The organism is Burkholderia sp. BCC0097 (assembly GCF_902832985.1).
GTDB lineage: Bacteria > Pseudomonadota > Gammaproteobacteria > Burkholderiales > Burkholderiaceae > Burkholderia > Burkholderia orbicola.
Map to the genome: position 1 here is coordinate 194,196 of NZ_CADFDM010000003.1, position 26,204 is coordinate 220,399.

Consider the following 26,204-nt stretch of genomic DNA (forward strand, 5'->3'; position numbering starts at 1 on the left):
GTCCGCTTCGATGCCACGCACCTCCGCTGTCCCCCTCCCCGCCGTGCCGCTCGCGCCGGGCGAACCGATCGCCTGCGACCTCTTCTGCACGGTGATCGACAATTTCGGCGACATCGGCGTGTGCTGGCGCGTCGCGCGCCAGCTCGCGCACGAGCACGGCTGGCAGGTTCGGCTGTTCGTCGATGACCTGCACACGTTCGCGCGCCTGCTGCCGGAAGTCGACCCCGACGCGGGGCGGCAGACGGTCGATGCGATCGTGATCGAGCACTGGCATGCGGAAGTCGGCGACGCGCTGGACATCGCCGATGTCGTGATCGAGGCGTTCGCGTGCGAGTTGCCCGGCCCGTATCTCGCGGCGATGGCGCGGCGCGCGCGCCGCCCCGTGTGGATCAACCTCGAATACCTGAGCGCCGAGGACTGGGTCGCCGATTTCCATTTGCGGCCGTCGCCGCATCCACGCTATCCGCTGCTGAAGACGTTCTTCTTCCCGGGCCTGTCGGCCGGCACCGGCGGCGTGCCGAAGGAGCACGACCTCGACGCGCGCCGCGCGGCCTTCGACGCCGATCCGGCAGCCCGCGCCGCGTGGTGGCGGCGCGCGACCGGCGGCATGCCGCCCGCGCCCGGCACGACGGTCGTCAGCCTGTTCGCCTACGAAAACCCGGCCGTCGACGCGCTGCTCGCGCAGTGGCGCGACGGCCCGTCGCCCGTCGTCGCGCTCGTGCCGACCGGACGCCTGTCACCCGCCGTCGCGCGTTTTTTCGGGGTCGAATCGTTCGAGGCGGGTGTACAGGCGCGCAGCGGCAACCTGATCGCCCATGGCCTCGCGTTCGTTCCGCAGGCCGACTACGATCCGCTGCTGTGGGTCGCCGATCTCAATTTCGTGCGCGGCGAGGATTCGTTCGTCCGCGCGCAGTGGGCGCGCAAGCCGTTCGTTTGGCACATCTATCCGCAGGCCGACGACGTGCACCTGCCCAAGCTCGATGCCGCGCTCGCGCACCTGTCGGCCGGCCTCGCCGATGCACCGCGCGCCGCGCTCGAGCGGTTCTGGCATGCGTGGAACGGTGCCGGCACGCCCGACTGGGCCGATTTCTGGCAACACCGCGCCGCGCTTGACGCCAATGCGCTCCGCTGGGCCGACGCGCTCGCGGCCGTCGGCGATCTCGCCGGAAAGCTGGCGGAATACGCAAAATCTCAGTTAAAATAAGCGGTTATCCGACGGCTGACCACGCAAGCGCTCGCGTTTGGGCTCCTGGCGCCCACCGGAACGCACCGCCGCTTGCGCCGTCAGCCGTTGCGCAACGCTCAGGCACCTATTTATTTGATTTGATCAGGACAGTTTTTTATGAAAACCGCACAGGAACTCCGCGTAGGCAACGTCGTGCAGATCGGCAGCGAAGCATGGGTCATCGCAAAGGCGGAATACAACAAGTCGGGCCGTAACTCGGCCGTCGTCAAGATGAAGATGAAGAACCTGCTGTCCAACGCAGGTCAGGAATCGGTCTACAAGGCTGACGACAAGTTCGAGGTCGTCGTGCTCGACCGCAAGGAAGTGACGTACTCGTACTTCGCCGACCCGATGTACGTGTTCATGGACGCCGACTACAACCAGTACGAAGTCGAAGCCGAAATGATGGGCGAAGCGCTGAACTACCTCGAAGACGGCATGGCTTGCGAAGTCGTGTTCTACAACGAGAAGGCGATCTCGGTCGAACTGCCGACGGTCCTCGTTCGCGAAATCACCTACACGGAACCGGCCGTCAAGGGCGACACGTCGTCGGGCAAAGTGCTGAAGAACGCGAAGCTGGCGACTGGCTTCGAACTGCAAGTGCCGCTGTTCTGCAACACCGGCGACAAGATCGAAATCGATACGCGCACGAACGAATACCGCAGCCGCGCGTAATCGTCCGCGATTTCCGCATCGAACAAAGCGCCCTTCGGGGCGCTTTTTGTTTGTCTGGCACCAACAGCTGCCACAAACCGGAGCCATACGCAGCACAAAAGCCACCGGTAAAGATATTCAATTTGTATCATCGGTAACTGTTTTATAGCGCCGGAGAAATAATGCGCGTGACGCGTTCGGCGGGGCATAAAATCAGTCTTTAATCCGACATGCGGCTGCGGCCCGCTGGCCGACAGCCCGCCTCTCTTGACTCGACTCGCGTCCACCATGCCACACGCCCTGATTGTCGAAGACGATCCCAACAGCCTGTCCGGCCTCACCGCGCTGCTCGCCGCAGACGGCTTCTCGGTCGACACGGCCACGTCGCTCGCCGAAGCGCGCACGGCGCTCGGCCGCTCGATTCCCGACGTCGTGCTCGTCGATCTGAACCTGCCGGACGGCAGCGGGTTCGACCTGCTCCAGCACCTGCCGCAGCAACAGCCGAACGGCTCGCTGCCCGTGATCGTGCTGACGGGCAACGCGACGGTCGAGAGCGCCATCGAGGGGCTGCGTCACGGCATCTGGGACTACCTGCTGAAGCCGATCAACATCCCGCGCCTGCGCAGCCTGCTCGCGCGGATTCCCCGCCCGTACGAACTGATCGACGAAGTGCAGTCGCTGCGTGCCTCGCTGCGCCATCTCGGCCGCTTCGGCGCGCTGGTCGGCCGCAGCGACGCGATGCAGCACGTGTACGACATGATCGAGCACAACGCCCGCACCGAAACGGCCGTGCTGTTCTCGGGCGAAGCCGGCACCGGCAAGAAGCTGGCGGCGCGCACGCTGCACGACCTGAGCCGGCGCCGCAAGGGGCCGTTCGTCGCGTTCGACTGTCGCATGCTCGTGCAGGCCGGCCGGCACGGCGCCTCGCTCGACAGCGTGCTGTTCGGCCATGAGCGTGGCGCGTTCGACGGCGCCGAGCGCCGCGAGTCGGGCCTGTTCGAGCAAGCCGGCGGCGGCACGCTGTTCCTCGACGAAATCACCGCACTGCCGCTCGTGCTGCAGGAAGCGCTGCTGCATGCACTCGATTCGCAGAACTTCATGCGGATCGGCGGCACGAGCTCGATCACCAGCGATTTCCGACTGATCGCGGCCACGCGCCGCCCGGCGCGCGAAGCGGTGGCGAACGGCACGCTGCGCGAGGATCTGTGGCTGCGCCTCGACGCAGCGTCGATCACGATGCCGCCGCTGCGCGAGCGCGACGGCGATGCGCTCGCGATCGCGGACGCGCAGATCGACGAACTGAACCGGGAAGCGCGCGCAACCGGCCGCAGCACGACCGACAAACGCGCGGCCCCGGGCTTCGTGCGCGAATGCCTGTCGTACGAATGGCCGGGCAACGTGCGCGAACTGCAGGAGCGCGTGCGCTTCGCGTACGACGCATCGGGCGACTTCATCGAGACGCTACGGGCGGGCGAGGCCAGCTTCTCCGCCGGCGCCGCGCTGAACGGCAGCAGCGTGCAGATCAAGGTCGGCACCCCGCTGTCCGACGTCGAGGATCTGCTGATCCGCGCGACGCTTGACGCGGTCGGCGGAACGCGCCACCGCGCGGCGACGCTGCTCGGCATCAGCCCGAAGACCCTGTACAACAAGCTGCAGAGAATGAAAGTGAATTGAGCGGACAGCCCCCGGATACGGGCGCTGGCCGGATCTGACCGTTAGTTGCGTGTGAATCCGTTCCAGCGACGCCCCGAATCAGGCCATCGCAATCCGTAATAAAAAAGCCGCGCTAGTGCGCGGCTTTTTCGTTTGGAGCAACCGGAACGGCGCGACCCGCGCCGCCCCCTCCGCTTATGCCAGCGCGCTGCTCAGCAGCGCCTGCGCCTGCAGATACTCGGGCTGCGCGATCAGCTTGTCCCACTTGAGCGCCTTGCCGCGCGCGCGCATCCGCTTGAGGCGCCGCACCGACTCGGCCGAGGCGCGCGCCTTCAGCCCGTTCAGCACGACTTCGGCCGCATCCGGCTGGTTGCAGACGAGCACCATGTCGCAACCGGCGGCAAGCGCGGCGTCGGCTGCCTGCGTGAGCGTGCCGCCTTCGCGGGCGGCCTCCATCGACAGGTCGTCGCTGAAGATCGCGCCCGTGAAGCCGAGCTTGCCGCGCAGGATGTCCTGCAGCCACACGCGCGAGAATCCGGCCGGCCGCTTGTCGACCTGCGTGTAGATCACATGCGCCGGAATCACCGCGGACAGCGACAGCCCGAGCCAGTCGTACGGCGCGACGTCCTGCTTGAGGATCGCGTCGAGCGTGCGGTCGTCGGTCGGCAGCGCGACGTGCGAATCGGCCTCCGCGAAGCCGTGCCCGGGAAAATGCTTGCCGCAGTTCGCCATGCCGGCGAGCGACAGTCCGTGGTTCAGGCTCTTCGCGAGCAGCGTGACGACGCGCGGGTCGCGATGGAACGCCCGATCGCCGATCACCTTCGAGTGCCCGTAGTCGAGATCGAGCACGGGCGTGAAGCTCATGTCGATCCCGCACGCGCGCAACTCGGCGGCCAGGATGTAGCCGACGGCGGTCGCGACCTTCGTCGCGAGCAGTACGTCGCGATCCCAGAGTTCGCCGAGGCGACGCATCGCGGGCAGCACCGTGAAGCCGTCGGTGCGGAACCGCTGCACGCGCCCGCCTTCGTGATCGACGGCGATCAGAATGTCTTCGCGCACCGCGCGGATCGCGTCGGTCAGCGCGGTCAGCTGCGCGCGATTCTCGAAGTGCCGCGCGAACAGGATCACGCCGCCGGTATTCGGATGCGCGAGGCGCCGCGCATCGTCGCGCGACAGGGTCGTGCCGACGACGTCGAGCATGACCGGGCCGGGAGTCGTTTTCATCGAATCGGGAATTCCGTCAGGAGGAGGTTCGGGAAACAGGTACAGGAGCAGGCGCGGCGTCCGTTTTAGCGTCCGTCTCGGCGACCACGAACGACACCGCGTAGTCGCGTTCGTCGCTGACCGTCACCCGCGCCGTGATGCCGCGCGCGGCCAGCCAGTCGGCCAGCTCGCCCGAAGCGACCACGTACGGCTCGCCGCTCGGATGGTTGAGCGTCTGCAGCGCGCGCCACGTCATCGGCCAGTGCATGCCGAGCCCGATTGCCTTCGAGAACGCTTCCTTCGCGGAGAAGCGCGTCGCGAGAAATGCGATGCCGCGTGCCTCGGAGCGTGCGCGCCGGGCATGGAACACGCGCAGTTCGTCGGGGCCGAGCACCTTCTCGGCAAACCGGCCGCCCGTGCGTTCGAGCACGGCCGCGACGCGGCTCACCTGCGCGATGTCGGTACCGATGCCATAAATCGCCATGTCAGTCTCCGCCGGGGCGGCCCGGCGAAGCCGGGTCAAGCGCGTTGCAAACGGCGTGCGGGGCGCGACGGCCTCGCATCGTCAGCGCGCGCCGCCGTGCAGCGCGGCGACGCGTGCGGCGACCATGATCGCCTTCATCTCGCGCACCGCGTTGTCCCAGCCCGCGAAAATCGCGTGCGCGACGATCGCGTGGCCGATGTTCAGTTCGACGATGCCGTCGATCGCGGCGATCTGCTGCACGTTCGTGTAGTGCAGCCCGTGGCCCGCGTTGACCTTCAGGCCAAGCCGCGCGCCGGCCTGCACGCCCGCGACGATACGCTCGTATTCGCGCTGCTGCTCGGCTTCGTCGCGCGCTTCGGCGTAGCGGCCCGTATGCAGCTCGATCACCGGTGCGCCCGCTTCGTGCGCGGCGCGGATCTGCGTGTCATCCGGGTCGATGAACAGCGACACGCGCACGCCCACATCGGCGAGCTGCTTGCACGCCGCGCGCACGGCCTCGAAGTGGCCGGCCACGTCGAGACCGCCTTCGGTCGTCAGTTCCTCGCGCTTCTCCGGCACGAGGCACGCGTCGTGCGGACGCACTTCGCACGCGATGTCGAGCATCTCGGCCGTGACCGCGCATTCGAGGTTCATGCGCGTCTTCAACAGCGGGCGCAGTTCGCGCACGTCGGCGTCGACGATGTGACGACGATCCTCGCGCAGGTGCAGCGTGATCGCATCCGCGCCCGCCTCTTCGGCGGCGAGCGCCGCGCGGATCGGATCGGGATAGCGCGTGCCGCGCGCATTGCGCAGCGTCGCGACGTGGTCGATGTTCACGCCGAGGTCGATGGCGGTGGGCGTTGTCAGGAAGAAGCTCATAGGTTTTGCAGGTCGATCAGGATCTGACGCGTGGCGAGCGGCGTACCGCCGAGATAGGTGTTCAGCAGGAAGCGCATCAGCGTCTTGCTTTGCGCAACCGTCTGGGCTCGATGGTAATCGTCCTGTTCCATGTCGAGCAACGTCTGCCCGGTGATGACCGGCCAGTGCGACGGCACGTCGTCGTCCGCATTGCGCACACCGCGTTCCGGATCGAACACGTAGCGGCGCTCGGGTTCGACCGCGCGGCGGGCGACCGTGCGGTTCAGCGCCATCGCATAGCCGGTCTCGCGCAGCAGCACGCGTTCGAACGAACGCAACACCTGCACCGCGGGTTCGCCGTGCGCGAGGCGCGTGAGAGTCAGCACGTAATGATTGAACAGCGGCGGCTGAGGATCCTCGCGCGCGCAGAATTTCACGAGCAGCTCGTTCGCGTAGAAACCGCACAACAGCCCGTCGCCGCCGAGCGGCAGCATCCCGCCGACCCACTCGGCGCCCGTCAGCGTGCGCACCTCGGATTTGCCGGACCACGACAGCAGCAGCGGCTGGAACGTCTGCAAGACGCCGCGCAACGCGGAGTGCGGGCGCTTCGCGCCCTTCGCGACGAGGGCGAGCCGGCCGTGGTCGCGCGTCAGCACGTCGACGATCAGGCTCGTTTCCCGATACGGATAGCTGTGCAGCACGAACGCCGGCTGTTCGGCGACGCGGAAATCGGACGTGCGAGACGTCGCGCGCCGCGCCTTGCGCGGCGGTTCGGGCGGTGCCGGCAGCGGCGCGTCGTTCGCGCCGGCCGTCACCGCGTCTTCGGTCGACGTCAGCGCGTCATTCGTACCCATAGGCACGCAGCCCCGCCTCGTTGTCGGCCCAGCCGCTCTTCACCTTCACGAAGGTCTCGAGGTATACGGGGCCGTCGAACAGCTTTTCCATGTCCATCCGCGCCTCGGTGCTGATCTGCTTGAGCTTCTCGCCCTTCTTGCCGATCACCATCGCCTTGTGCGAATCGCGCTCGACGAGGATCGTCGCGAAGATGCGCTTCAGGCGGCCCTCTTCCTCGAACTTGTCGATCAGCACGGTGCTCGTGTAAGGCAGCTCGTCGCCGGTCCAGCGAAACACCTTCTCGCGCAGGATTTCGGCCGCGAGAAAACGCGAGCTGCGGTCGGTCAGCTCGTCCTCGCCGTAGATCGGCTCGCCTTCCGGCAGGTACGGCTTGATCGTGTCCAGCAGGCGCTTGATGTCTTCCGGCTTCTGCGCCGACAGCGGCACGAGCTCGGTGAATTCGCGCAGCTCGCTCACCTTCTGCATGAACGGGAACAGCGTGGCCTTGTCGTTCACGCGGTCGATCTTGTTCGCGATCAGAAGCGTCGGCATGCCGGGCGGGATCAGGTCGAGCACCTTCTGGTCGTCGGGCCCGAAGCGGCCGGCCTCGATCACGAACAGGATCACGTCGACCGACGTCAGCGTCGACGTGACCGCGCGGTTCAGCGAACGGTTCAGCGCGGTGCTGTGACGGGTCTGGAAGCCGGGCGTGTCGACGAACACGAATTGCGCGTCGTCGAACGTGTTGATGCCGGTGATGCGGTGGCGGGTCGTCTGCGCCTTGCGCGACGTGATGCTGATCTTCTGGCCGACGAGTGCGTTCATCAACGTCGACTTGCCGACGTTCGGGCGGCCCACGATCGCGATCATGCCGCAACGGAAACCGGTAGGAGCGGGAGTGTTCATATCGTTTGGGAGACAGGTTCGGAAACGGCCGCGCGGCGCGCGGCACGATCGCTGGGCAATTCAGTGGTCGGCATCGGCCACGCGCGCCTGCGCGGCGGCAAGGCTCGCGCCGCCGGGCGGCGTGTCGGCGTCGGTCGCCGCGGCATCGCGTGCGCGCGCAGGCGTACGCGCGGCGGCGTCGGCACTCGCGGCGGGCTTGTCGGCCGACGACGATGCCGGATCGGCTGCATGGCCGGCTTGCTTGTCGGTTGCGCGCGGCGCGGCCTCGGCGGGCTTTTCCGCGGCCTTGTCCGGCCGCTCGGCCGGTTTGTCGGCAACCTTGTCGGCCGCCGGCTTCGCCGCCCGTTCGCCCTTGTCCGTGGCCGGCTCGACATGCGCCGCGCGAATCGCGGCCATCGGCGCGACGGCCGGTTCAGCGCCCGCCACCGCAGCAGCAGCCGCGGCGGTGGCAGCCGGCACCGCACCCGCCGCTCTCGCCTCGCGCGCCGCCGCACGTTCCTTCCGCTCGGGCGAGCGCAGGTCGAGCGCTTCCTGCACACCCTTCACGCCCGGCACGATCTCGGGTTCGACATGCTTGGACCCGCGCGCGTTTTTCGAGCGCTTCGGCTTCGCGGCCAGCATCGGCGCGGCCGCCATCACTTCGTCGAGCGCCTTCTTCGCGGCAGCCTGCTCGGCCGCCCGCCGGCTCGCGCCGGAGCCCGATACCTTCACGTCCAGCTTCGGCACCGTGCACTCGACCTCGAACTGCTGATTGTGCGCCGCACCATGCGTCGCGACGACCGTATAGGTCGGCAGCGCGATCTTGTGCCCCTGCAGATATTCCTGCAGCAGCGTCTTCGCGTCCTTGCCGAGCGTACGCGGATCGATGTGGTCGAGAATCGGGATATAGAGGCGCTTGATGACCCCTTGGGCGGCTTCGAAGCCCCCATCGAGGAACACGGCCCCGATGATGGCTTCGAACGCGTCCGCGAGGATCGACGGGCGACGGAACCCGCCGCTGCGCAGTTCGCCCTCGCCCAGCCGCAGGCCGTCCGAGATATTCAGGGCCTGAGCAATTTCGTACAGCGACTGCTGCTTGACGAGATTGGCGCGTACGCGCGACAGGTCACCTTCGTCCAGCTTGCCGAAACGCTGGAACAAAAGGGCGGCCACCGCGCAATTCAGAACGGAATCGCCGAGAAACTCGAGCCGTTCATTGTGCGTGGCACTGTGACTGCGATGGGTCAAAGCCTGGCGCAACAATTCCGCATTGCGAAATTCGTAGCGCAGCCGGCTTTCCAACTGGGATGAGGGCATGTGCAGGAGTATAACGCGGGCGCCCGGTCGGGCCGAAACGGCACGGCCGGACGCGAAAAGGCGTGACGAGGCGGTGTTACCGCCGGTTCTTAAAGTAGTTCGGCAATACGCGACGCGGCCCGTGCGTCGCGTATTGCGTGTGAATCGAATGCGGTCAGTTGAAGGAGCCGATGCGCTTCAGGTCGCTGAAGTTCATCCAGATGAAGAACGCGCGGCCGACGATGTTCTGGTCCGGCACGAAACCCCAGTAGCGGCTGTCCGCGCTGTTGTCGCGGTTGTCGCCCATCATGAAGTAATGACCGGGCGGCACCTTGCAGATCACGCCGCGGCTGTTGTACGTGCAGTTGTCGCGATACGGATAGTCGTATGCGCCCATCACGAACGGCGGCACGGCCGGGTTGTTGAGAATCGCGTTCTTCTTGTTGCCGATCGTTTCCTCGAACTGCTTCGCGTAATTCTGGCGCTCGTCATCGAAGAAATCGGGCAGCGGCGTTTCGGGCACCGGCTGGCCGTTGATCGTGAGCTGCTTGTCCTGGTACGCGACCGTGTCGCCGGGCAGGCCGATCACGCGCTTGATGTAGTCGACCGACTCGTCCTTCGGATAGCGGAACACGACGACGTCACCGCGCGACAGCGGGCTGCCCTGCGTGATCTTCGTGTTGGTGACCGGCAGGCGCAGCCCGTACTCGAACTTGTTGACGAGGATGAAATCGCCGACGAGCAGCGTCGGCACCATCGAGCCCGACGGGATCTTGAACGGCTCGACGACGAACGAACGCACGACGAACACGGCCAGGATCACCGGGAAGAAGCTCGCCGTGTACTCGAGCCACCACGGCTGGCGCAGCTTTTCGTCACGCAGCTTCGAACGCGTCTGCGCCGCGTTTTCGTCCGCGAAACGCTTGTCGATGCGCGACTGCTGGCGATCGAATTCCTCGATCGCCGAGTCGGCCGCCTTGCGACGCCGCGGCAGGAACACCAGTTTGTCCAGCACCCACGCTACGCCCGTCACGACGACGAGCACAAAAAGAATCAGCGCAAAATTCATAAAAGGATCAGTCCTGTTATTTGTCTTCGACGCGCAAGATCGCGAGGAACGCCTCCTGCGGGATCTCGACCGAACCCACCTGCTTCATGCGTTTCTTACCTTCTTTCTGCTTCTCGAGCAGTTTCTTCTTCCGCGTGATGTCGCCGCCGTAGCACTTCGCGAGCACGTTCTTGCGCAGTGCCTTGATGTTCTCGCGCGCGACGATGTGCGCGCCGATCGCGGCCTGGATCGCCACGTCGTACATCTGGCGCGGAATGATCTCGCGCATCTTCGCGGCGACTTCGCGGCCGCGGTATTGCGATTGCGACCGGTGCACGATGATCGACAGCGCGTCGACCTTGTCGCCGTTGATCAGCATGTCGACCTTCACGACGTCCGACGAACGGTATTCCTTGAACTCGTAGTCCATCGACGCATAGCCGCGCGACACCGACTTCAGGCGATCGAAGAAGTCGAGCACGATTTCCGCCATCGGGATCTCGTACGTGAGCTGCACCTGGCGGCCGTGATACTGCATGTTGATCTGCGAGCCGCGCTTCTGCTCGCACAGCGTGATCACCGAACCGACGTAGTCCTGCGGCATGTAGAGATTCACGGTGACGATCGGCTCGCGCACTTCCGCGATGCGGCCCGGCTCCGGCATCTTCGCCGGGTTCTCGACCATGATCGTCGAGCCGTCGCTCTGCACGACCTCGTAGACGACCGTCGGCGCGGTCGTGATGAGATCCATGTCGAATTCGCGCTCGAGCCGTTCCTGCACGATTTCCATGTGCAGCAGCCCGAGGAAGCCACAGCGGAAACCGAAGCCGAGCGCCTGCGACACTTCCGGCTCGTACTGCAGCGATGCGTCGTTCAGCTTCAGCTTCTCGAGCGATTCACGCAGCGCGTCGTACTGGTTCGCCTCGACCGGATACAACCCCGCGAACACCTGCGGCTTCACTTCCTTGAAGCCCGGCAGCGGCTCGGCAGCGGCCTTGGCCACGTGCGTGACGGTGTCGCCGACCTTCGCGGCCGTCAGTTCCTTGATGCCGGCGATGATGAAGCCCACCTGCCCGGCCGACAGCGACTCGAGATTGCGCGACTTCGGCGTGAACACGCCGACGTGCTCGACCGGATACTGCGCGCCGGTCGCCATCATCTTGATCTTGTCCTTCGGGCGCAGCGTGCCGTTGACGATGCGCACGAGCATCACGACGCCGACGTAGTTGTCGAACCACGAATCGATGATCAGCGCCTGCAGCGGCGCGGCCGGATCGCCCTTCGGCGGCGGCACCTTCGCGATCAGCGACTCGAGCACGTCTTCCACGCCGAGGCCCGTCTTCGCGCTGCAGCGCGTCGCGTCGGTCGCGTCGATGCCGATCACGTCCTCGATCTCCTCGATCGCGTTCTCGGGATTCGCGGCCGGCAGGTCGATCTTGTTCAGCACCGGCACGACCTCGACGCCGAGCTCGATCGCCGTGTAGCAGTTCGCGACCGTCTGCGCCTCGACGCCCTGGCTCGCGTCGACCACCAGCAGCGCGCCTTCGCACGCGGACAGCGAACGGCTGACCTCGTACGAGAAGTCGACGTGCCCCGGCGTGTCGATCAGGTTCAGGTTGTAGACCTTGCCATCGCGTGCGCGATAGGACAACGCGGCAGTCTGCGCCTTGATCGTGATGCCGCGCTCGCGCTCGATGTCCATCGAGTCGAGCACCTGCGCTTCCATTTCACGGTCGGCGAGGCCGCCGCATACCTGGATGATGCGATCCGCGAGTGTCGACTTGCCATGGTCGATGTGCGCGATGATCGAGAAATTGCGAATATGATCCATTCAGTGCCGATCAAGCGAAAAAGGCGCGCTCGACGACTGCGGAGCACGCCTTGTGTAAGTCGGTGAAAAAACGGCTTATTTTAGCCGAAAAGGCTTACGCCGGGCGGGATTTCGGACGCCCGCCCCGCGGGAGCCCGGCGGGGCGCCCGCCGGATCGAGCCCCGTGCGAAGCGGCGTCGGCCGACGGCAGGCCTGGTTCAGCGCCGGGCCGCCAGCGCGTCGCGCACCCGCGCATCGTCGAACCGGTGGCGGCACACTTCCGCGCCGTCCAGCAGCAGCACGGGCACGTCCTCGTCGTAACGCGCGACGAGCGCCGCATCGGTGTCGATGTCGACGTAGTCCACCGCGACGCCGAATTCGGCCGCCACCGGCGCCAGTGCGTCGCGCATGTCGTCGCACAGGTGGCACCAGCCGCGGCCGTAGAGCGTGAACATCGGCGCGTTACTTCTGGCGCGGCCGCACGGGCACGAACTGCGTGTTGTCGCCACGTCGCACGAGCACCGCGACTGCCTTCTGCGGATCGAGCTGCGCGGTCACGTCGGCGAACTGCTTCGCGCTTGTGACGTCGGTGTCGCCGACGCGCAGCACGATGTCGCCGCGCTGCAGGCCCGCACGGGCGGCCGGGCCGTCGACGCCGTCGATCTGTACCCCGTTCTTCAGCTTCAGCGTCTTCAATTGCTCCGCCGTCAGGTCGCTGACCGTCAGGCCGAGCGAATTGGTCTGGCGCGGCTTCTGCGGCGCGTTCTTGCGCTGCTCGGCCTTGGCCGTCGACTCGGCCGGCGTCTCGGCGATCGTGATCGGCAGATCGCGTGCCTGACCCTTGCGCCACACGTTGACCGTCGCCTTCGTGCCGGGTTTCGTGTCGCCGACCATGCGCGGCAGGTCCGACGCCGCGTCGACCGGACGGCCATTGAACTTCAGGATAATGTCGCCCGGCTGGATACCGGCCTTGTCGGCCGGGCCGCCCGGCTCGACACTGCTGACGAGCGCACCTTCGGCCTTCGGCAGCCCGATCGAGTCGGCCACGTCCTTCGTCACCTCGCCGATCGCCACCGCAATCCGGCCGCGCGTGACCTTGCCCGTCGCCTTCAGCTGGTCGGCCACGCGCATCGCTTCATCGATCGGGATCGCGAACGAAATGCCCATGAAGCCGCCGGTGCGGCTGTAGATCTGCGAGTTGATGCCGATCACCTCGCCCTGCATGTTGATCAGCGGGCCGCCCGAGTTGCCGGGGTTCACCGCGACGTCGGTCTGGATGAACGGCAGGTAGTCGCCCGTGTTGCGGCTCTTCGAGCTGACGATGCCGGCCGTGACCGTGTTGTCGAGGCCGAACGGCGAGCCGATCGCGACGACCCACTCGCCGACGCGCACCTTGTTCGAATCGCCGATCGCGACGACCGGCAGGTTCGACGCCTGGATCTTGACGACCGCGACGTCCGTGCGGTCGTCGACGCCGATCAACTTCGCCTTGAATTCACGCTTGTCGGTCAGCGTCACGTAGATGGTGTCCGCATCGTCGACGACGTGCGCATTGGTCATCACGTAACCGTCGGCCGACACGATGAAGCCCGAGCCGACGCCGCGATTCTGCTCGGTGTCCGGCCCATTGTCCGGCGCCGGCGCGTTCTTCGGGTTGCTGCCGTTGCCGCCGCCGTTGCCGGGCGTCTGCGGCAGCGGAATGCCGAAGAAGCGCCGGAAGAATTCCGACATGTCGCCGTTGTCGAAGCCGGGCGGGAGCATCCCGCGCGGGCCGCTCGTCGGCACGTTGGCGGTGGTCCGGATGTTCACGACGGCCGGCCCGACCTTTTCGACCAGATCGGCGAAATCGGGAAGGCTGGCAGCCGGAGGCGTGACAGCGACCGCGGTTTGCGGGACGAGCGGCAGGCAGGCACACAGCGCCGCCGCCGCGAGCACTTTGCGCAGCGTGAGTTTCGTCATGTCGGAAGCCGTAGCGTTACTTGGAAGCCTTGTATTCTATGGCAGACGCGAACTGCTGCAACGTCGCCGGCGGCACTTCGCCGAGCACGGTGATCCAGTAGTCGCCGCGGCGCTTCACGAGAACGTGCGTCGCACCGGTGCTGCCCGCGCCTTCCTTGCGCGTATTCTTTTCGGCCGGCTCGATGAAGACCGAGATCGTCGCGAGGCCGTCGGTGAAGACGGCCTGGTCGACCGGGATCGGCGGATCGCCCGCATCGCGCGCGGCCATCGGCCGGCGCACTTCACGAATCTTCTGGAAGCCGGCGACGCTCGGCGCGAGTTGCCAGCCCTGCGCTTCCATGTCGACAGCCGCGACCGGCGGACGCACGACCGTCCAGCCGCTCAGGTTGTGCATGCCGGCTGCAATCGCGGCCTTGTCGCCGCTCGCGCCGCCCGTCTGCAATTGCGAGAACGCGATCTGTTCGAGCACGTGATCGTTCGCGTCGAGCGTCTGCGAACGCAGCAGCAGCCCGGTGCGCGCGTCGGCCCACAGCTTGTACGTGAAACGGTAGGCGTCCTTCGGCACGAGTTCGACGACCTGCGCGTCGATCCCGGCCACGCGGTCCTTGCCGAGCGACTTCGCATCGTAGACGGACATCACGTGCTCGCCACTCGCGCCGAGCAGCGCGGGGAACGAGTCGCGCGTCTGGCGGCGCTCGACCACGCACAACTTGCGCTCGGGCACGAACGTGTACAGCTCGTCGTTGTGCCGCAGCAGCTTGCGCGGCTTGCCGTCGAGCGTCTCGATCCGCTCGAACTCGCCGTCGCGGGACGAGACGTGCGCGATGCGCGACGACTGCACATACCCGCCGCGCTGGTAGACGAACGTACCTTCGTAGCTCTGCTGTTGCGCCGCCTGCTGGACGCGGTCGAGCCAGTCGGCGGCGCCCTTGCGGGTCGCGACGGGATCGTCCGGTTGCTGGGCGCTGGCGGGAAGGGATTGAACGGACAACAGGGCGGCTGCGCAAAGCAGGAGGGCCGGCAGCCGCTTCCATCCGGAGATGGCGTGATTCAACTGCAATGTCCGCATCGGGTTTATTGGCCTGGCGTGGTGGTCACGGCAGCGCGGATCAGCGGCATCGAACCCGTGACGACGGGCTGCTGGGCGAATTGCTGGTGCGCTTCAAGGTATTGGTCGAGGCTGGCGTCGCGAATGATGTTGACGTCCTGCAGGCCCGGCTGGGCCGATGCCTGCGCAACCGTCACGCGCTGCAGGTTGCCGTTCTGCGGCGCGCCTACCGATGCGACCTGCACGGCGCCCGGCGCACCGGCCGTCTGCATCTGCGGGACGACGATCCACGTCAGCGTGGCGGCCGCGGCGGCCACCGCGAACGCGGGCACGACGCGGCGGCGCAGCGACAGCAGCTTGCGCGCGGCCGGCGCGGCCGCCGGTGCCAGCAGGTGCGGCTCGCTTTCGAGCGCAGCCGACATGCGCGCGGTGAACGCGACGCTCAGCGCGGGCTGGAGCGCGAGCTCGTCCGAGCGCAGCGCATCGCCGATCAGGTGGTAATGGGCCCACACGGCGCGATCCGCGCGGTCGAGCTCAGCCAGAAACTGCCCGTGATCCGGGCCCTCGAACATTTCGCCGTCGACCAGCGCGGAAAGGCGCTCGCCGCGCGAGCACGCTTGCGATTGCGTATTGACCGACCCCATGATGCTCCCCATCTTGCACACCCCGTCGTGACTTCACGACTCTATCCGTAACTAGACCCCGACCCGCGTCGTTCCGCCCGTCGCGCTTACCAGCGCTTGCCTTCGGGCGTATCGAGCAGCGGACGCAATTTGGCAGCGATTGCTTCGCGCGCACGGAAGATCCGCGACCGGACCGTCCCGATCGGACAGCCCATCATTTCCGCGATCTCTTCATAGCTCAGGCCCTCGATCTCGCGCAGCGTGATTGCCTGGCGCAGTTCTTCGGGCAGCAGAGCCATTGCAGCGTTGACCGTTTCGGCAATCTGCTTGCTCATCAACATCGACTCAGGCGTGTTGATATCCCTTAGTTGGTCTGCGTCGGAGAAAGTTTCCGCTTCCTCCGCATCGGCCTCGGTCGAGGTCGGCGCCCGGCGGCCTTGCGTCGCAAGGTAGTTCTTCGCCGTGTTGACGGCAATTCGGTACAACCACGTATAGAACGCCGATTCGCCGCGGAATTGCGGCAGCGCACGATACGCCTTGATGAACGCGTCCTGGGCCACATCCTCGACCTCGGCGGGATCCCGCACGAGGCGCGAGATCAGCCGAATGATCTTGCGGTGGTATTTGGAGACCAGGAGTTCGAACGCCGCCTTGTCGCCCTTCTGTACGCGCTCGACCAGAGCCTGATCGATTTCTTTTTCACTCACCTGACAAATCCGTTAACTAGGGATGCAACGCGGAGCGTTATTGTAGCGTTCCGGCGCCGGACGCTGGTTACGGTCGGTAACCGCGCCGCCGTCATGCCCGCCCCGCCGCCCCGGCCGTTCTCGCCAGCACCGACAGCGCACTGAACGACGCGGCGTCGAGCGCGTCGGCCGGAATCAGCAGCGGCCGGGCCCGCCGGGCGCCCTGCCCGACCGACAGCACCAGCAGCAGGCTGCTCCAGTGCGCATGGCCCGTCACGCGGCCACGAGCCAGCAACCGCCCGGTGCGGCCAAACGCCGCAATCTCCCCGAACGCATCGATTTGCAGCTCGGCCGGCAGCCGGCGGGCGCAAGTGCGCGCCGCCCATACGGCCAGCAGTGCCGCCGTCGCGGCCGACATGCCTGCGCCGGCGGCAGCGCCCGCGCGCGGCGCCCAGAACAGGTACGCCGAGGCGGCAGCCGACGCGACGAACGCGGCCAGCACGAGATACGACACGGCCGAGGCCCGCAACGCAAAGCGCTGCGGACGCCCGGCCGGAGCATCGAATGGACTCGTCAAGCGATTCGACGTCAGACGCGCTTGAACACCAGCGTGCCGTTGGTGCCGCCGAAGCCGAAGTTGTTCTTCACGGCTACGTCGATCTTCATGTCACGCGCGGTGTTCGCGCAGTAATCGAGATCGCACTCGGGGTCCTGGTTGAAGATGTTGATGGTCGGCGGCGACACGTTGTTGTGCAGCGCCAGCACCGTGAACACCGATTCGAGGCCGCCCGCGCCACCCAGCAGGTGGCCCGTCATCGACTTCGTCGAGTTGACCACCATCTTGTACGCATGCTCGCCGAAGGCCGCCTTCACCGCGTCGGACTCGTTCTTGTCGCCCAGCGGCGTCGACGTGCCATGCGCGTTCAGGTACTGCACCTCGTCGGCATTCAGGCCGGCGTCGCGCAGCGCCGCGACCATGCAGCGGCGCGGGCCGTCCATGTTCGGCGCGGTCATGTGGTACGCGTCGCCCGTCATGCCGAAGCCCACGACTTCCGCATAGATCTTCGCGCCGCGCGCCTTCGCCGCCTCGTACTCCTCGAGCACCATCACGCCGGAACCCTCGCCCAGCACGAAGCCGTCGCGGTCCTTGTCCCACGGACGCGACGCGGTAGCCGGATCGTCGTTGCGGGTCGACAGCGCGCGCGCGGCGGCGAACCCGCCGATGCCGAGCGGCGACACCGTCGATTCGGCACCGCCCGCGACCATCACGTCGGCGTCGCCGGCCTGGATCAGGCGCGCGGCGAGGCCGATGCTGTGCAGACCGGTCGTGCAGGCGGTGACGGCCGCGAGGTTCGGGCCCTTCAGGCCGAACATGATGCTCAGGTGACCCGAGATCATGTTGATGATCGAGCCCGGCACGAAGAACGGCGAAATCCGGCGCGCGCCGCGATCGACGTAGGTCTGGTGCGTATCTTCGATCATCGGCAGGCCGCCGATACCGGAACCGACCAGCACGCCGATGCGTTCCGCATTGGCTTCGTTCACTTCCAGCCCGCTGTCCCGGATGGCCTGGACGCCGGCGGCGATGCCGTAATGGATGAACGTATCCATGTTCCGGGCTTCCTTCGCCGGGATGTACTCCTCGGCGCTGAAACCCTTCACTTCGCCCGCGAAATGGCAGGCGAGGTTCGACGCATCGAACTTCGTGACGGTGGCGATACCGGACTTGCCGGCGACGAGATTGGCCCAGCCGTCGGCAACATTATTGCCAACAGGCGAAATCAGCCCCAGGCCTGTAACGACAACACGACGGCGGCTCACGGTAACCTCTTTTCCATTATTGGATGACAAAAACAAAAGCCACAGTGGCCACAGGAACCAGCCCTGCGAGCCCTGTGGCTGTTAGTCCGTCCGGCGCGAAGCCGGCAGGATGGCGCGTCAATCGCGAAGATCGCGGCGACGTGGCGGACAAGCGCGAAAGGCGCTTACGCCTTGACGTTTGCGCGAGCGTAGTCGATCGCTTGCTGAACGGTCGTGATCTTCTCTGCTTCTTCGTCCGGGATTTCCATGCCGAACTCGTCTTCCAGAGCCATCACCAGTTCGACCGTGTCGAGCGAGTCCGCGCCCAGGTCGTTCACGAACGAAGCTTCGTTCTTGATCTCGGCTTCCGCGACGCCCAGTTGCTCAGCGACGATCTTCTTGACACGTTGTTCGATGTTGTCCATTACCCCTCCGAGGGAAAGTTCAGATTTACAAGTGCGCGCATTTTATCAGGTTTGCTGACGCCAAAACGCGCGTTGGCTTGATGGTCGATCAAGCGCCGGTCCGCCTGAAAAACGGGATACGGCGCGGATGGTAAACGAAAACCGTTACGACATGTACATGCCGCCGTTCACGTGCAGCGTCGTGCCGGTGATGTAACCGGCCTGCGGCGATGCGAGGAACGCGACGGCATGGGCGATGTCCTCCGGGCTGCCGAGGCGGCCGAGCGGAATCTGGGTCTTGAGCGCGGCCTGCTGTTCTTCCGGCAGCGTCTTCGTCATGTCGGTGTCGATGAAGCCCGGCGCCACGCAGTTCACCGTGATGCCGCGGCTGCCGATTTCACGCGCGAGCGCCCGCGTCATGCCCGCGACGCCGGCCTTCGCGGCCGCGTAGTTGACCTGACCCGGATTGCCGGCCGAGCCGACCACCGACGTGATGTTGATGATACGGCCGCCGCGCGCCTTCATCATCGGGCGCAGCACCGCGCGCGACAGACGGAACACCGACTTCAGGTTGGTGTCGATCACCGCGTCCCAGTCCTCGTCCTTCATCCGCATCGCGAGCTGGTCCTGCGTGATGCCCGCGTTGTTGACGAGCACGTTCAGCGCGCCGAATTCCTTCACGGTCGCATCGATCAGCGCCTCGGCGGCGGCCGCGTCGTTGACGTTCAGCACCGCGCCGCGGCCCGTGACGCCCGCTTCCGCGAACGCCGCGGTGATCGCGGCGGCGCCCGATTCGCTCGTCGCCGTGCCGATCACCGTCGCGCCCAGGCGCGCGAGTTCGAGGGCGATCGAACGGCCGATGCCGCGCGACGCGCCGGTCACGATCGCAACCTGTTTATCGAGAGTCTTGTCCATGAATCGAATATCCGTTGCTTGGGAAAAGGCGCCGCGTCACGCGGTCGCGAGCTTGAGCGCTTCGTCGAGCGAAGCCGGATCGAACACCGAGGCACCGACCAGGTTGCCGTCGATGCGCTTCGTCAGACCGGCGAGCACCTTGCCCGGACCGCATTCGATCACGTGCGTGACGCCCGTGCCGGCGATGTGCCGCACGCACTCGACCCAGCGCACCGGGCCCGCGGCCTGGCGCACCAGCGCATCCTTGATCGCGGCCGGATCGCTGACCACGGCGACGTCGATGTTGTTGACGACCGGAATCTGCGGCGCCTTCACGTCGACGTTCGCGAGATAGTCGCGCAACTGGTCCGACGCCGGCTTGAGCAGCGACGAATGGAACGGCGCCGACACCGGCAGGGGCAGCGCGCGCTTCGCGCCCTTCGCCTTCGCGATTTCGCACGCCTTTTCGACCGCGGCCTTGCTGCCTGCGATCACCACCTGCGCGGGCGCATTGAAGTTCACCGCTTCGACGACGCCCGCTTCCGTGGCTTCGGCGCATACCGCGCGCACCGTGTCGTCGTCGAGGCCCAGGATCGCGGCCATGCCACCCTGGCCTACCGGCACGGCCGCCTGCATTGCCTGCGCGCGGAAGCGCACGAGCGGCACCGCGTCCTTGAACGCGAGCGCGCCGGCCGCGACGAGCGCCGTGTATTCCCCGAGGCTGTGGCCGGCGACGATCGACGGCGCCGGGCCGCCTGCCTGCTGCCACGCGCGATAGCACGCGTACGCCGCGGTCAGCATCACGGGCTGCGTGTTGGTGGTCAGGTTCAGCTCTTCGGCCGGGCCCTCGGCGATCAGCTTGCCGAGATCCTGATTGAGTGCATCGGACGCTTCCTGAAGCGTCTCGCGCACGACGGCCAGATCGGCGAATGCGTCGAGCATCCCGATCGCCTGCGAGCCCTGCCCCGGAAAAACGAATGCAAATTTCATATCGTCCCCAATTGAATCGATTCGGACGGCGCGCACGAACGGCGCGCCGATGGGACCCGCGCGCGGCAATGCGCGCCGCGGATCAGAAGCGGAAGACCGACGCGCCCCAGGTGAAGCCGCCGCCGACGCCTTCGATCAGCACGTGCTGGCCACGCTGGATGCGGCCGTCGCGCACCGCGGCGTCGAGCGCCAGCGGGATCGACGCGGCCGACGTGTTGCCGTGCTGGTCGACCGTCACGACCATGCGCTCCTGCGGCAGGCCGAGCTTGCGGCAGGTGCTGGTCATGATGCGGATGTTGGCCTGGTGCGGAATCAGCCAGTCGATTTGCTCGGGCGCGAGATTCGCCTTCGCGAGCGCCTCGATCGCGACCTTTTCGAGCACGTTGACCGCCAGCTTGAACACGGCCTGCCCGTCCATGTGCAGGAACGCGCTGCCGTCGATCACGCCGCGATTGACGTTGCCCGGCGTGCACAGGATGTTCGAGTAGCTGCCGTCCGCGTGCAGCGCGCTGCCGAGCACGCCCGGCTCTTCCGACGCGGACAGAATCACCGCGCCCGCGCCGTCGCCGAACAGCACGCAGGTCGTGCGGTCCTTGAAGTCGAGAATGCGCGAGAACGTCTCCGCGCCGACCACGAGCGCCGTACGGTGCTGGCCGCTGCGGATGAAGCTGTCGGCCGTCGCCATCGCGTACGCGAAGCCCGAACACACGGCCTGCACGTCGAATGCCGCGCCGCCGTTCTTGATGCCGAGCTTGTTCTGCAGCAGGCACGCGGTGCTCGGAAACACGAAATCGGGGGTCGAAGTCGCGACGATGATGAGGTCGATCGACTGCGGATCGACACCGGCCGCCTCGATCGCACGACGCGACGCCTCGAGCGCGAGATCGCTCGTCGTGACGTCCGGTGCGGCGAAATGGCGCGCATGGATGCCCGTGCGCGCCACGATCCATTCATCGCTCGTCTCGATGCCTTCCTTCGCAAGACGATCGGTCAGCTGCTGGTTCGTGACGCGGTCGGGCGGCAGGTAGCTGCCCGTGCCGAGCACGCGGGAATAGAGAGTCGATTGGGCCATTTATGCTTTAGAGGATTGCGCAGCGGAAGGTTCGGCGTGATGGCCTGCGGCCGGGCTTGCCTGGCCCGCGCCGCCCGCGTCGTGTTCGCCGTCGCCGAGCGACACTGAATTATCCGCCATCGCGCGCGCGAGGCGCTCCAGCACCCCGTTTTTGACGGCATCATACCCGCGTTTGATCGCCCACTCAAACGCGTAGGCGTCGGCCGAACCGTGGCTCTTGATCACGAGGCTCTTCAGCCCGAGCAGCGCCGCGCCGTTGTACTGGCGGTGGTCGACGCGCTTCTTGAAACGCATCAGCACGGGCAGCGCGAGCAGTGCCATCAGCTTCGACATCAGCGAGCGGCCGAACTCCTCGCGGATGATGTCCGACAGCATCTGCGCGAGCCCTTCGGACGTCTTCAGCGCGACGTTGCCGACGAAGCCGTCGCACACGATCACGTCGACGGTGCCCTTGTAGATGTCGTTGCCTTCCACGTTGCCGCGGAAATTGAGCGTGCTGGCGCGCAGCAGCTCGCCTGCGCGCTTGATCGTCTCGTTGCCCTTGATGACCTCTTCGCCGATGTTCAGGAGGCCGATCGTCGGGCGCTCCTTGCCTTCGAGCGCGGCCACGAGCGCGTGCCCCATCTCCGCGAACTGCAGCAGGTGCTGCGGCTCGCAGTCGACGTTCGCGCCGAGGTCCAGCATCATCGTGTAGCCGGTCGGGTTCGGCAGCGCGAACGCGATCGCGGGCCGCTCGATGCCGGGCAGCGTCTTGAGTACGTAACGGGAAACCGCCATCAGCGCGCCGGTATTGCCGGCGGAGATGCAGGCCTGCGCCGCGCCTTCCTTGACGTGGTTGAGCGCAACGCGCATCGAAGAATCCTTCTTCTTGCGCAGCGCCACTTCGACAGGATCGTCCATCGCCACGACTTCGGTGGCGGGCACGATGGTCAACGCGGGATCGTCGAGGGCTTTCAGCTTCTTCAGCTGAGCGCGAATCGCGCTTTCGATGCCGACGAGCATCAGATGCGCATCGGGATGCGCGCGGACGAACTTGACTGCCGCGGGAACGGTCACGGACGGGCCGTGGTCGCCTCCCATGCAATCGATTGTGAGCTTTACGGTCATGGAATGCGACGAATTTCAGGCACAAAAAAGCGGCAGTTGAATGCCGCCTTTTTGTTGAGCCAGGAAAGTGTCAAGCGAACCAGTTGTCACGCGAACGGCGAGCGTAGCGCGCAACGCGTGACTTGACGCTTAGTCGTTCTTCGTCTTGACGACTTTCTTGCCGCGATAGTAGCCGTTCGGGCTGACGTGGTGACGCAGGTGCACTTCACCCGTGCTCGGCTCGACTGCCAGCGGCGCTGCCGTCAGGAAATCGTGCGAACGATGCATGCCGCGCTTCGACGGCGACTTCTTGTTTTGCTGGACTGCCATGACTAACTCCTAAATAATTTTCCGGATTCTAACACAGCCCGATCCGGCGCTTAACTACCCTGGCCCAAAGCCCTTACGCCTTCCCGCGCCACAACTGCTTAGTGTTTCTTGGTGCCGTCACCGTCCTTCTTCAACGCTTGCAGCGCTGCGAACGGATTCGGCCGTTTGCCTTCGTCCCCGGCTTCGTCGGACTCCTCGTCCTCCTCTTCCGCGGGACCGCTCGCACCCGACACGAGGCTTTCGTGAACTGCCGGGCAAACCTCGTGCTTGGGCACGAGCGGCAACGAAAGCAGCAATTCCTCTTCGATCAAGTCGACGAGATCGAACTGGCGTGAGCCCACGATCACATCGGCTTCATCGTCGTCGAGCGGAAATTCTTCAGCTTCTTCTTCGGTCGCGACGACGCGGTACGTCATGTCCACGTCGAACGTCTGGTCGTACGGCGTCATGCAGCGCTGGCACGTGAGCCACGCATGGCCATGCACCGCGAGGCGCAGATACGGCTGCTGCCCGTCGGCGCCGTCGTCCTGCAACTCCTTCTGCGTGAACCCTTCCGCCTGCCACGTGAAGACCGTGTCGCGATCTGGCGCGTCCGTCGGCACTTCGTTTAACATGCGCGGCAGTTGCGAGAGGTGTACCGCGCCAGCTGCCTGCCGCCCGCCGCGGGCGAACTCGAACAGGTCGACCGCGTGCGGATCGAGCGCCGCCGCAGGTTTGCCAGAAGAAGTGTTCATGTGCGCTCCTGCCTACAGGCTGACTTGCGGGATCCGGCTTGGCACCGCTCGCGTACGGCTCATCGAAGGATGACGTACTTTACTTCCGAAGACCCGGCAGGCGCCACCAACGAAAGCCTGCCGACGAAAAGCGGGAAAGCATACCTGTTTTACCTTTTGCGGTCAATCACTTAAGCTTGCGTCCGCGCAACGCCGCGCCCCACCTGACGACTCACCGATCCAACCGACCATGCCGGATACCGTTTGCCGCCCGCCGCGGCTGATTCTTGCCTCCAGTTCCCGCTACCGCCGCGCGCTCCTTGAGCGCCTGGGCGTGCCGTTCGACGTCGTGTCGCCCGACCTCGACGAAACCCCGCTCGCCAGCGAAACGCCGGCCGCGACCGCGCTGCGCCTCGCCGGCGCGAAGGCGCGGGCCGTGGCCGCGACGATCGACGCGCCGGACGGCGTGCTCGTGATCGGGTCGGACCAGGTCGCGACCTTCGACGGGCACCAGATCGGCAAGCCCGGCACGCACGAGCGCGCACTCGCGCAACTCGTGTCGATGCAGGGCCGCGAAGTCGAATTCCACAGCGCGCTCTGCCTGTACGACAGCCGGACGGACGACGCGCAGGTCGAGGACATCGTCACGCACGTGCGCTTCCGCTCGCTGCCCGAGGCCGAACTCGACGCGTACCTGCGCGCGGAAACGCCGTACGACGTGGCCGGCAGCGCGAAGTCCGAAGGGCTCGGCATCGCCCTGCTCGACGCGATCGACTCGGACGACCCGACCGCGCTGGTCGGCCTGCCGCTGATCGCCCTCACGCGGATGCTGCGCGCCGCCGACTACCCGCTGTTTGCAACCAACCGTGGAGACCGCGCATGACCGCCGGCACGCTTTATCTCGTCCCGAACACGCTCGGCGAAGGCGACGAATCGATGCTCGCCGCCGTGCTGCCCGCCGCCGTGCAGGCGCGCGCCGGCACGCTCGGCTACTACATCGGCGAGAACGCGAAAACGACGCGCGCGTTTCTGAAGAAGATCGGCACGACGCGCCCGATCCAGGAAATCGAGATCAGCGAGCTGAACGTGAATACGCCGGCCGGCGCCATCGACCGGCTGCTCGCACCCGTGCTGGCCGGCGCGGACGCGGGCCTCGTGTCGGAGGCCGGCTGCCCGGCCGTCGCCGATCCCGGCGCGCTGCTGGTGCGCCGCGCGCACGAGCGTGGCGTGAAGGTCGTGCCGCTAGTCGGGCCGAGTTCGATCCTGCTCGCGCTGATGGCCTCGGGCCTGAACGGCCAGAGCTTCGCGTTCAACGGCTATCTGCCGGTCGATGCGGCCGCGCGCGCGAAACGCCTGCGCGAACTCGAGCAACTGTCGCGCAAGGCGCGCCAGACGCAGATCTTCATCGAAACGCCGTACCGGAATCACGCGATGCTCGACACGCTGGTCGCGACCTGTGCGCCGTCGACGCAAATATGCGTCGCAGCCGATCTGACCCTCGCGACCGAGACGATCGCTAGCCGCACGGTGGCGGACTGGAAAAAGGCGCCTGCGCCGAATCTGCACAAGCGCCCCGCGATCTTCCTGCTGCTCGCGAACTGATGCCGAGACCGGCGATCAGTTAACTTGAAGGCGGGCCATCGCGGCCCGCCGATTGTCGCCAGCCGTCAGCGCAGGCTGACCGACGCGCCGCCGGCCGTCAGCGCCTTCATCGCGGCGCCCCCGACAGCCGCGCCGAACTTGCGCGCGACGCGATTCGTCAGGCTTTCCTTCACCGTATAGTCGACCAGATCCGGCGCCTTCAGCACGTCGCGCGCGACCGTGTCGGTCGTGCCGTAGCCGTCGGCCAGGCCGAGCTCGACGCTCTTCTCGCCGGTCCAGAACAGGCCCGAGAACATGTCGGGCGTCTCGTGCAGCCGCTTGCCGCGGCCATCCTTCACGGCCTTGATGAATTGCGCATGCACCTGGTCGAGTAGCGCCTGCGCGTGCGCGTCCATCTTCGGCGTTTCCGGCGAGAACGGATCGTAGAAGCCCTTGTTTTCGCCCGACGTATGCAGGCGCCGCTCGACCCCGAGCTTGCCCATCAGCCCGGTGAAGCCGAACCCGTCCATCAGCACGCCGATCGACCCGACGATGCTCGCCTTGTCGACGAAGATCTTGTCGGCCGCGGACGCGATGTAATAGCCGCCCGACGCGCACATGTCGGTCACGACGACGTACAGCGGCTTGTCCGGATACTTGCCGCGCAACCGCCGGATCTCGTCGTAGACCATGCCGGCCTGCACCGGGCTGCCGCCCGGGCTGTTGATCCGCAGCACGACGCCGACCGTGCCGTCGTCGTCGAACGCGGCGTCGAGCGCCGTGTTGATGTCGTCGGCGTTCGCGTTGACGCCCGCCGCGATCTCGCCGTCGATCGTCACGAGCGCCGTATGCCGCCCGCTCGACGAGAACTTCGAATCGCTGGAGAAATCGATCAGCGCGAACGCGAGCAGCACGAACACGCCGAGAAACGCGAAGCGGAAGAAGATCTTCCAGCGCCGTGCCGCGCGCTGTTCCTTGACGGCCGCGAGCGCGATCCGCTCGAGCGCCGCGCGCTCCCAGCTCGGTTCACGGCTGTCGGGACGGGAGGAGGAATCCGGGGAATTCGGGGAATTCGGTTGGTCGGCCATG

At 66.4% G+C, this 26,204-nt stretch carries 28 protein-coding genes; 5 read left to right on the plus strand and 23 right to left on the minus strand.

Features of this window, described 5'->3' with window-relative positions; translation table 11 throughout:
* The first annotated feature begins 10 nt into the window (after positions 1-10).
* The 3 genes from earP to HWX07_RS10470 all read left to right on the plus strand — a co-directional run bounded on the left by earP (position 11) and on the right by HWX07_RS10470 (position 3,553).
* The gene (earP, locus tag HWX07_RS10460) at positions 11-1,204 is read left to right on the plus strand and encodes an elongation factor P maturation arginine rhamnosyltransferase EarP (protein ID WP_175876273.1); all 1,194 of its coding nucleotides are present in this window, start codon (positions 11-13) and stop codon (positions 1,202-1,204) included.
* Between the two features lie 138 nt (positions 1,205-1,342).
* Positions 1,343-1,900 carry an elongation factor P gene (gene efp, locus HWX07_RS10465; protein ID WP_006476487.1) on the plus strand — a complete coding sequence of 186 codons (558 nt, stop codon included), beginning with the start codon at positions 1,343-1,345 and terminating at the stop codon, positions 1,898-1,900.
* A gap of 267 nt (positions 1,901-2,167) precedes the next feature.
* A complete protein-coding gene (locus HWX07_RS10470) occupies positions 2,168-3,553 on the plus strand; it encodes a sigma-54 dependent transcriptional regulator (RefSeq protein ID WP_175876274.1) in 1,386 nt (461 codons plus the stop codon).
* Between the two features lie 174 nt (positions 3,554-3,727).
* Here HWX07_RS10470 and nagZ read toward each other — a convergent pair whose 3' ends face one another.
* The 22 genes from nagZ to HWX07_RS10580 all read right to left on the minus strand — a co-directional run bounded on the left by nagZ (position 3,728) and on the right by HWX07_RS10580 (position 23,555).
* Positions 3,728-4,756 carry a beta-N-acetylhexosaminidase gene (gene nagZ, locus HWX07_RS10475; RefSeq protein ID WP_175876275.1) on the minus strand — a complete coding sequence of 343 codons (1,029 nt, stop codon included), beginning with the start codon at positions 4,754-4,756 and terminating at the stop codon, positions 3,728-3,730.
* Positions 4,757-4,772: 16 nt separating this feature from the next.
* Positions 4,773-5,219 carry a holo-ACP synthase gene (gene acpS / locus HWX07_RS10480; RefSeq protein WP_175876276.1) on the minus strand — a complete coding sequence of 149 codons (447 nt, stop codon included), beginning with the start codon at positions 5,217-5,219 and terminating at the stop codon, positions 4,773-4,775.
* A gap of 81 nt (positions 5,220-5,300) precedes the next feature.
* Positions 5,301-6,077 carry a pyridoxine 5'-phosphate synthase gene (pdxJ, locus tag HWX07_RS10485; RefSeq protein WP_124677151.1) on the minus strand — a complete coding sequence of 259 codons (777 nt, stop codon included), beginning with the start codon at positions 6,075-6,077 and terminating at the stop codon, positions 5,301-5,303.
* Positions 6,074-6,910, minus strand: coding sequence for a DNA repair protein RecO (recO, locus tag HWX07_RS10490; protein ID WP_006476492.1), 837 nt, complete (start codon positions 6,908-6,910; stop codon positions 6,074-6,076). Before recO ends, pdxJ begins: the two co-directional genes overlap by 4 nt.
* Positions 6,897-7,796 (minus strand): GTPase Era, encoded by a 900-nt coding sequence (gene era, locus HWX07_RS10495; RefSeq protein WP_006476493.1) that lies wholly within the window; start codon positions 7,794-7,796, stop codon positions 6,897-6,899. Before era ends, recO begins: the two co-directional genes overlap by 14 nt.
* A gap of 60 nt (positions 7,797-7,856) precedes the next feature.
* The gene (rnc, locus tag HWX07_RS10500; protein ID WP_175876277.1) at positions 7,857-9,092 is read right to left on the minus strand and encodes a ribonuclease III; all 1,236 of its coding nucleotides are present in this window, start codon (positions 9,090-9,092) and stop codon (positions 7,857-7,859) included.
* Positions 9,093-9,246: 154 nt separating this feature from the next.
* A complete protein-coding gene (lepB, locus tag HWX07_RS10505; protein WP_006490870.1) occupies positions 9,247-10,140 on the minus strand; it encodes a signal peptidase I in 894 nt (297 codons plus the stop codon).
* Between the two features lie 16 nt (positions 10,141-10,156).
* On the minus strand, positions 10,157-11,950 hold the full coding sequence (lepA, locus tag HWX07_RS10510) for a translation elongation factor 4 (protein WP_175876278.1): 1,794 nt from the start codon (positions 11,948-11,950) through the stop codon (positions 10,157-10,159).
* A gap of 197 nt (positions 11,951-12,147) precedes the next feature.
* Complete coding sequence (locus tag HWX07_RS10515) at positions 12,148-12,384, minus strand: glutaredoxin family protein (protein WP_152855350.1); 237 nt, start codon at positions 12,382-12,384, stop codon at positions 12,148-12,150.
* A gap of 7 nt (positions 12,385-12,391) precedes the next feature.
* Positions 12,392-13,888: a DegQ family serine endoprotease gene (locus tag HWX07_RS10520; protein WP_175876279.1), complete on the minus strand. Its 1,497-nt coding sequence runs from the start codon at positions 13,886-13,888 to the stop codon at positions 12,392-12,394.
* A 16-nt stretch (positions 13,889-13,904) separates the two neighbouring features.
* Entirely contained in the window at positions 13,905-14,957 is a 1,053-nt protein-coding gene (locus HWX07_RS10525; protein ID WP_175876280.1) for a MucB/RseB C-terminal domain-containing protein, read from the minus strand.
* A 5-nt stretch (positions 14,958-14,962) separates the two neighbouring features.
* Positions 14,963-15,580, minus strand: coding sequence for a sigma-E factor negative regulatory protein (locus tag HWX07_RS10530; protein ID WP_175876281.1), 618 nt, complete (start codon positions 15,578-15,580; stop codon positions 14,963-14,965).
* A gap of 86 nt (positions 15,581-15,666) precedes the next feature.
* Entirely contained in the window at positions 15,667-16,266 is a 600-nt protein-coding gene (gene rpoE / locus HWX07_RS10535) for an RNA polymerase sigma factor RpoE (RefSeq protein ID WP_006490873.1), read from the minus strand.
* Positions 16,267-16,357: 91 nt separating this feature from the next.
* The gene (locus tag HWX07_RS10540) at positions 16,358-16,822 is read right to left on the minus strand and encodes a hypothetical protein (protein ID WP_175876282.1); all 465 of its coding nucleotides are present in this window, start codon (positions 16,820-16,822) and stop codon (positions 16,358-16,360) included.
* A gap of 11 nt (positions 16,823-16,833) precedes the next feature.
* Complete coding sequence (gene fabF / locus HWX07_RS10545; protein ID WP_124677153.1) at positions 16,834-18,066, minus strand: beta-ketoacyl-ACP synthase II; 1,233 nt, start codon at positions 18,064-18,066, stop codon at positions 16,834-16,836.
* A gap of 164 nt (positions 18,067-18,230) precedes the next feature.
* Positions 18,231-18,470: an acyl carrier protein gene (gene acpP / locus HWX07_RS10550; RefSeq protein ID WP_004197638.1), complete on the minus strand. Its 240-nt coding sequence runs from the start codon at positions 18,468-18,470 to the stop codon at positions 18,231-18,233.
* Between the two features lie 144 nt (positions 18,471-18,614).
* Positions 18,615-19,364 carry a 3-oxoacyl-ACP reductase FabG gene (gene fabG, locus HWX07_RS10555; protein ID WP_006476504.1) on the minus strand — a complete coding sequence of 250 codons (750 nt, stop codon included), beginning with the start codon at positions 19,362-19,364 and terminating at the stop codon, positions 18,615-18,617.
* Between the two features lie 36 nt (positions 19,365-19,400).
* The gene (gene fabD / locus HWX07_RS10560; RefSeq protein ID WP_175876283.1) at positions 19,401-20,333 is read right to left on the minus strand and encodes an ACP S-malonyltransferase; all 933 of its coding nucleotides are present in this window, start codon (positions 20,331-20,333) and stop codon (positions 19,401-19,403) included.
* Between the two features lie 82 nt (positions 20,334-20,415).
* A complete protein-coding gene (locus HWX07_RS10565; RefSeq protein WP_006489693.1) occupies positions 20,416-21,405 on the minus strand; it encodes a beta-ketoacyl-ACP synthase III in 990 nt (329 codons plus the stop codon).
* Positions 21,406-22,512, minus strand: coding sequence for a phosphate acyltransferase PlsX (gene plsX / locus HWX07_RS10570; RefSeq protein WP_006476507.1), 1,107 nt, complete (start codon positions 22,510-22,512; stop codon positions 21,406-21,408).
* Between the two features lie 129 nt (positions 22,513-22,641).
* Positions 22,642-22,821, minus strand: coding sequence for a 50S ribosomal protein L32 (gene rpmF, locus HWX07_RS10575; RefSeq protein ID WP_006051932.1), 180 nt, complete (start codon positions 22,819-22,821; stop codon positions 22,642-22,644).
* 98 nt (positions 22,822-22,919) lie between these two features.
* Positions 22,920-23,555 (minus strand): DUF177 domain-containing protein, encoded by a 636-nt coding sequence (locus HWX07_RS10580; RefSeq protein ID WP_175876284.1) that lies wholly within the window; start codon positions 23,553-23,555, stop codon positions 22,920-22,922.
* A gap of 229 nt (positions 23,556-23,784) precedes the next feature.
* Here HWX07_RS10580 and HWX07_RS10585 point away from each other — a divergent pair, with 229 nt between their 5' ends.
* Positions 23,785-24,417 carry a Maf-like protein gene (locus tag HWX07_RS10585; protein ID WP_175876285.1) on the plus strand — a complete coding sequence of 211 codons (633 nt, stop codon included), beginning with the start codon at positions 23,785-23,787 and terminating at the stop codon, positions 24,415-24,417.
* Positions 24,414-25,136, plus strand: coding sequence for an SAM-dependent methyltransferase (locus tag HWX07_RS10590; RefSeq protein WP_011544932.1), 723 nt, complete (start codon positions 24,414-24,416; stop codon positions 25,134-25,136). The genes HWX07_RS10585 and HWX07_RS10590 overlap by 4 nt, the downstream gene beginning before the upstream one ends.
* Positions 25,137-25,201: 65 nt before the next feature.
* On the opposite strand, the gene HWX07_RS10595 is transcribed toward HWX07_RS10590, so the two are convergent.
* On the minus strand, positions 25,202-26,203 hold the full coding sequence (locus HWX07_RS10595; protein WP_175876286.1) for a S49 family peptidase: 1,002 nt from the start codon (positions 26,201-26,203) through the stop codon (positions 25,202-25,204).
* Position 26,204: the final 1 nt, after the last annotated feature.

What these genes read in the sequence shown, in the direction of transcription:
- HWX07_RS10585 (WP_175876285.1), top strand. Translation starts at nt 23,785, where the DNA reads ATGCCGGATACCGTTTGCCGCCCGCCGCGGCTGATTCTTGCCTCCAGT.
- fabD (WP_175876283.1), bottom strand. Translation starts at nt 20,333, where the DNA reads ATGAAATTTGCATTCGTTTTTCCGGGGCAGGGCTCGCAGGCGATCGGG.
- acpS (WP_175876276.1), bottom strand. Translation starts at nt 5,219, where the DNA reads ATGGCGATTTATGGCATCGGTACCGACATCGCGCAGGTGAGCCGCGTC.
- era (WP_006476493.1), bottom strand. Translation starts at nt 7,796, where the DNA reads ATGAACACTCCCGCTCCTACCGGTTTCCGTTGCGGCATGATCGCGATC.
- efp (WP_006476487.1), top strand. Translation starts at nt 1,343, where the DNA reads ATGAAAACCGCACAGGAACTCCGCGTAGGCAACGTCGTGCAGATCGGC.
- rnc (WP_175876277.1), bottom strand. Translation starts at nt 9,092, where the DNA reads ATGCCCTCATCCCAGTTGGAAAGCCGGCTGCGCTACGAATTTCGCAAT.
- HWX07_RS10515 (WP_152855350.1), bottom strand. Translation starts at nt 12,384, where the DNA reads ATGTTCACGCTCTACGGCCGCGGCTGGTGCCACCTGTGCGACGACATG.
- HWX07_RS10590 (WP_011544932.1), top strand. Translation starts at nt 24,414, where the DNA reads ATGACCGCCGGCACGCTTTATCTCGTCCCGAACACGCTCGGCGAAGGC.
- HWX07_RS10565 (WP_006489693.1), bottom strand. Translation starts at nt 21,405, where the DNA reads ATGGCCCAATCGACTCTCTATTCCCGCGTGCTCGGCACGGGCAGCTAC.
- earP (WP_175876273.1), top strand. Translation starts at nt 11, where the DNA reads ATGCCACGCACCTCCGCTGTCCCCCTCCCCGCCGTGCCGCTCGCGCCG.
- HWX07_RS10520 (WP_175876279.1), bottom strand. Translation starts at nt 13,888, where the DNA reads ATGACGAAACTCACGCTGCGCAAAGTGCTCGCGGCGGCGGCGCTGTGT.
- HWX07_RS10580 (WP_175876284.1), bottom strand. Translation starts at nt 23,555, where the DNA reads ATGAACACTTCTTCTGGCAAACCTGCGGCGGCGCTCGATCCGCACGCG.
- nagZ (WP_175876275.1), bottom strand. Translation starts at nt 4,756, where the DNA reads ATGAAAACGACTCCCGGCCCGGTCATGCTCGACGTCGTCGGCACGACC.
- plsX (WP_006476507.1), bottom strand. Translation starts at nt 22,512, where the DNA reads ATGACCGTAAAGCTCACAATCGATTGCATGGGAGGCGACCACGGCCCG.
- HWX07_RS10595 (WP_175876286.1), bottom strand. Translation starts at nt 26,203, where the DNA reads ATGGCCGACCAACCGAATTCCCCGAATTCCCCGGATTCCTCCTCCCGT.
- acpP (WP_004197638.1), bottom strand. Translation starts at nt 18,470, where the DNA reads ATGGACAACATCGAACAACGTGTCAAGAAGATCGTCGCTGAGCAACTG.
- recO (WP_006476492.1), bottom strand. Translation starts at nt 6,910, where the DNA reads ATGGGTACGAATGACGCGCTGACGTCGACCGAAGACGCGGTGACGGCC.
- lepB (WP_006490870.1), bottom strand. Translation starts at nt 10,140, where the DNA reads ATGAATTTTGCGCTGATTCTTTTTGTGCTCGTCGTCGTGACGGGCGTA.
- HWX07_RS10525 (WP_175876280.1), bottom strand. Translation starts at nt 14,957, where the DNA reads ATGCGGACATTGCAGTTGAATCACGCCATCTCCGGATGGAAGCGGCTG.
- pdxJ (WP_124677151.1), bottom strand. Translation starts at nt 6,077, where the DNA reads ATGAGCTTCTTCCTGACAACGCCCACCGCCATCGACCTCGGCGTGAAC.
- HWX07_RS10530 (WP_175876281.1), bottom strand. Translation starts at nt 15,580, where the DNA reads ATGGGGTCGGTCAATACGCAATCGCAAGCGTGCTCGCGCGGCGAGCGC.
- fabG (WP_006476504.1), bottom strand. Translation starts at nt 19,364, where the DNA reads ATGGACAAGACTCTCGATAAACAGGTTGCGATCGTGACCGGCGCGTCG.
- lepA (WP_175876278.1), bottom strand. Translation starts at nt 11,950, where the DNA reads ATGGATCATATTCGCAATTTCTCGATCATCGCGCACATCGACCATGGC.
- HWX07_RS10470 (WP_175876274.1), top strand. Translation starts at nt 2,168, where the DNA reads ATGCCACACGCCCTGATTGTCGAAGACGATCCCAACAGCCTGTCCGGC.
- rpmF (WP_006051932.1), bottom strand. Translation starts at nt 22,821, where the DNA reads ATGGCAGTCCAGCAAAACAAGAAGTCGCCGTCGAAGCGCGGCATGCAT.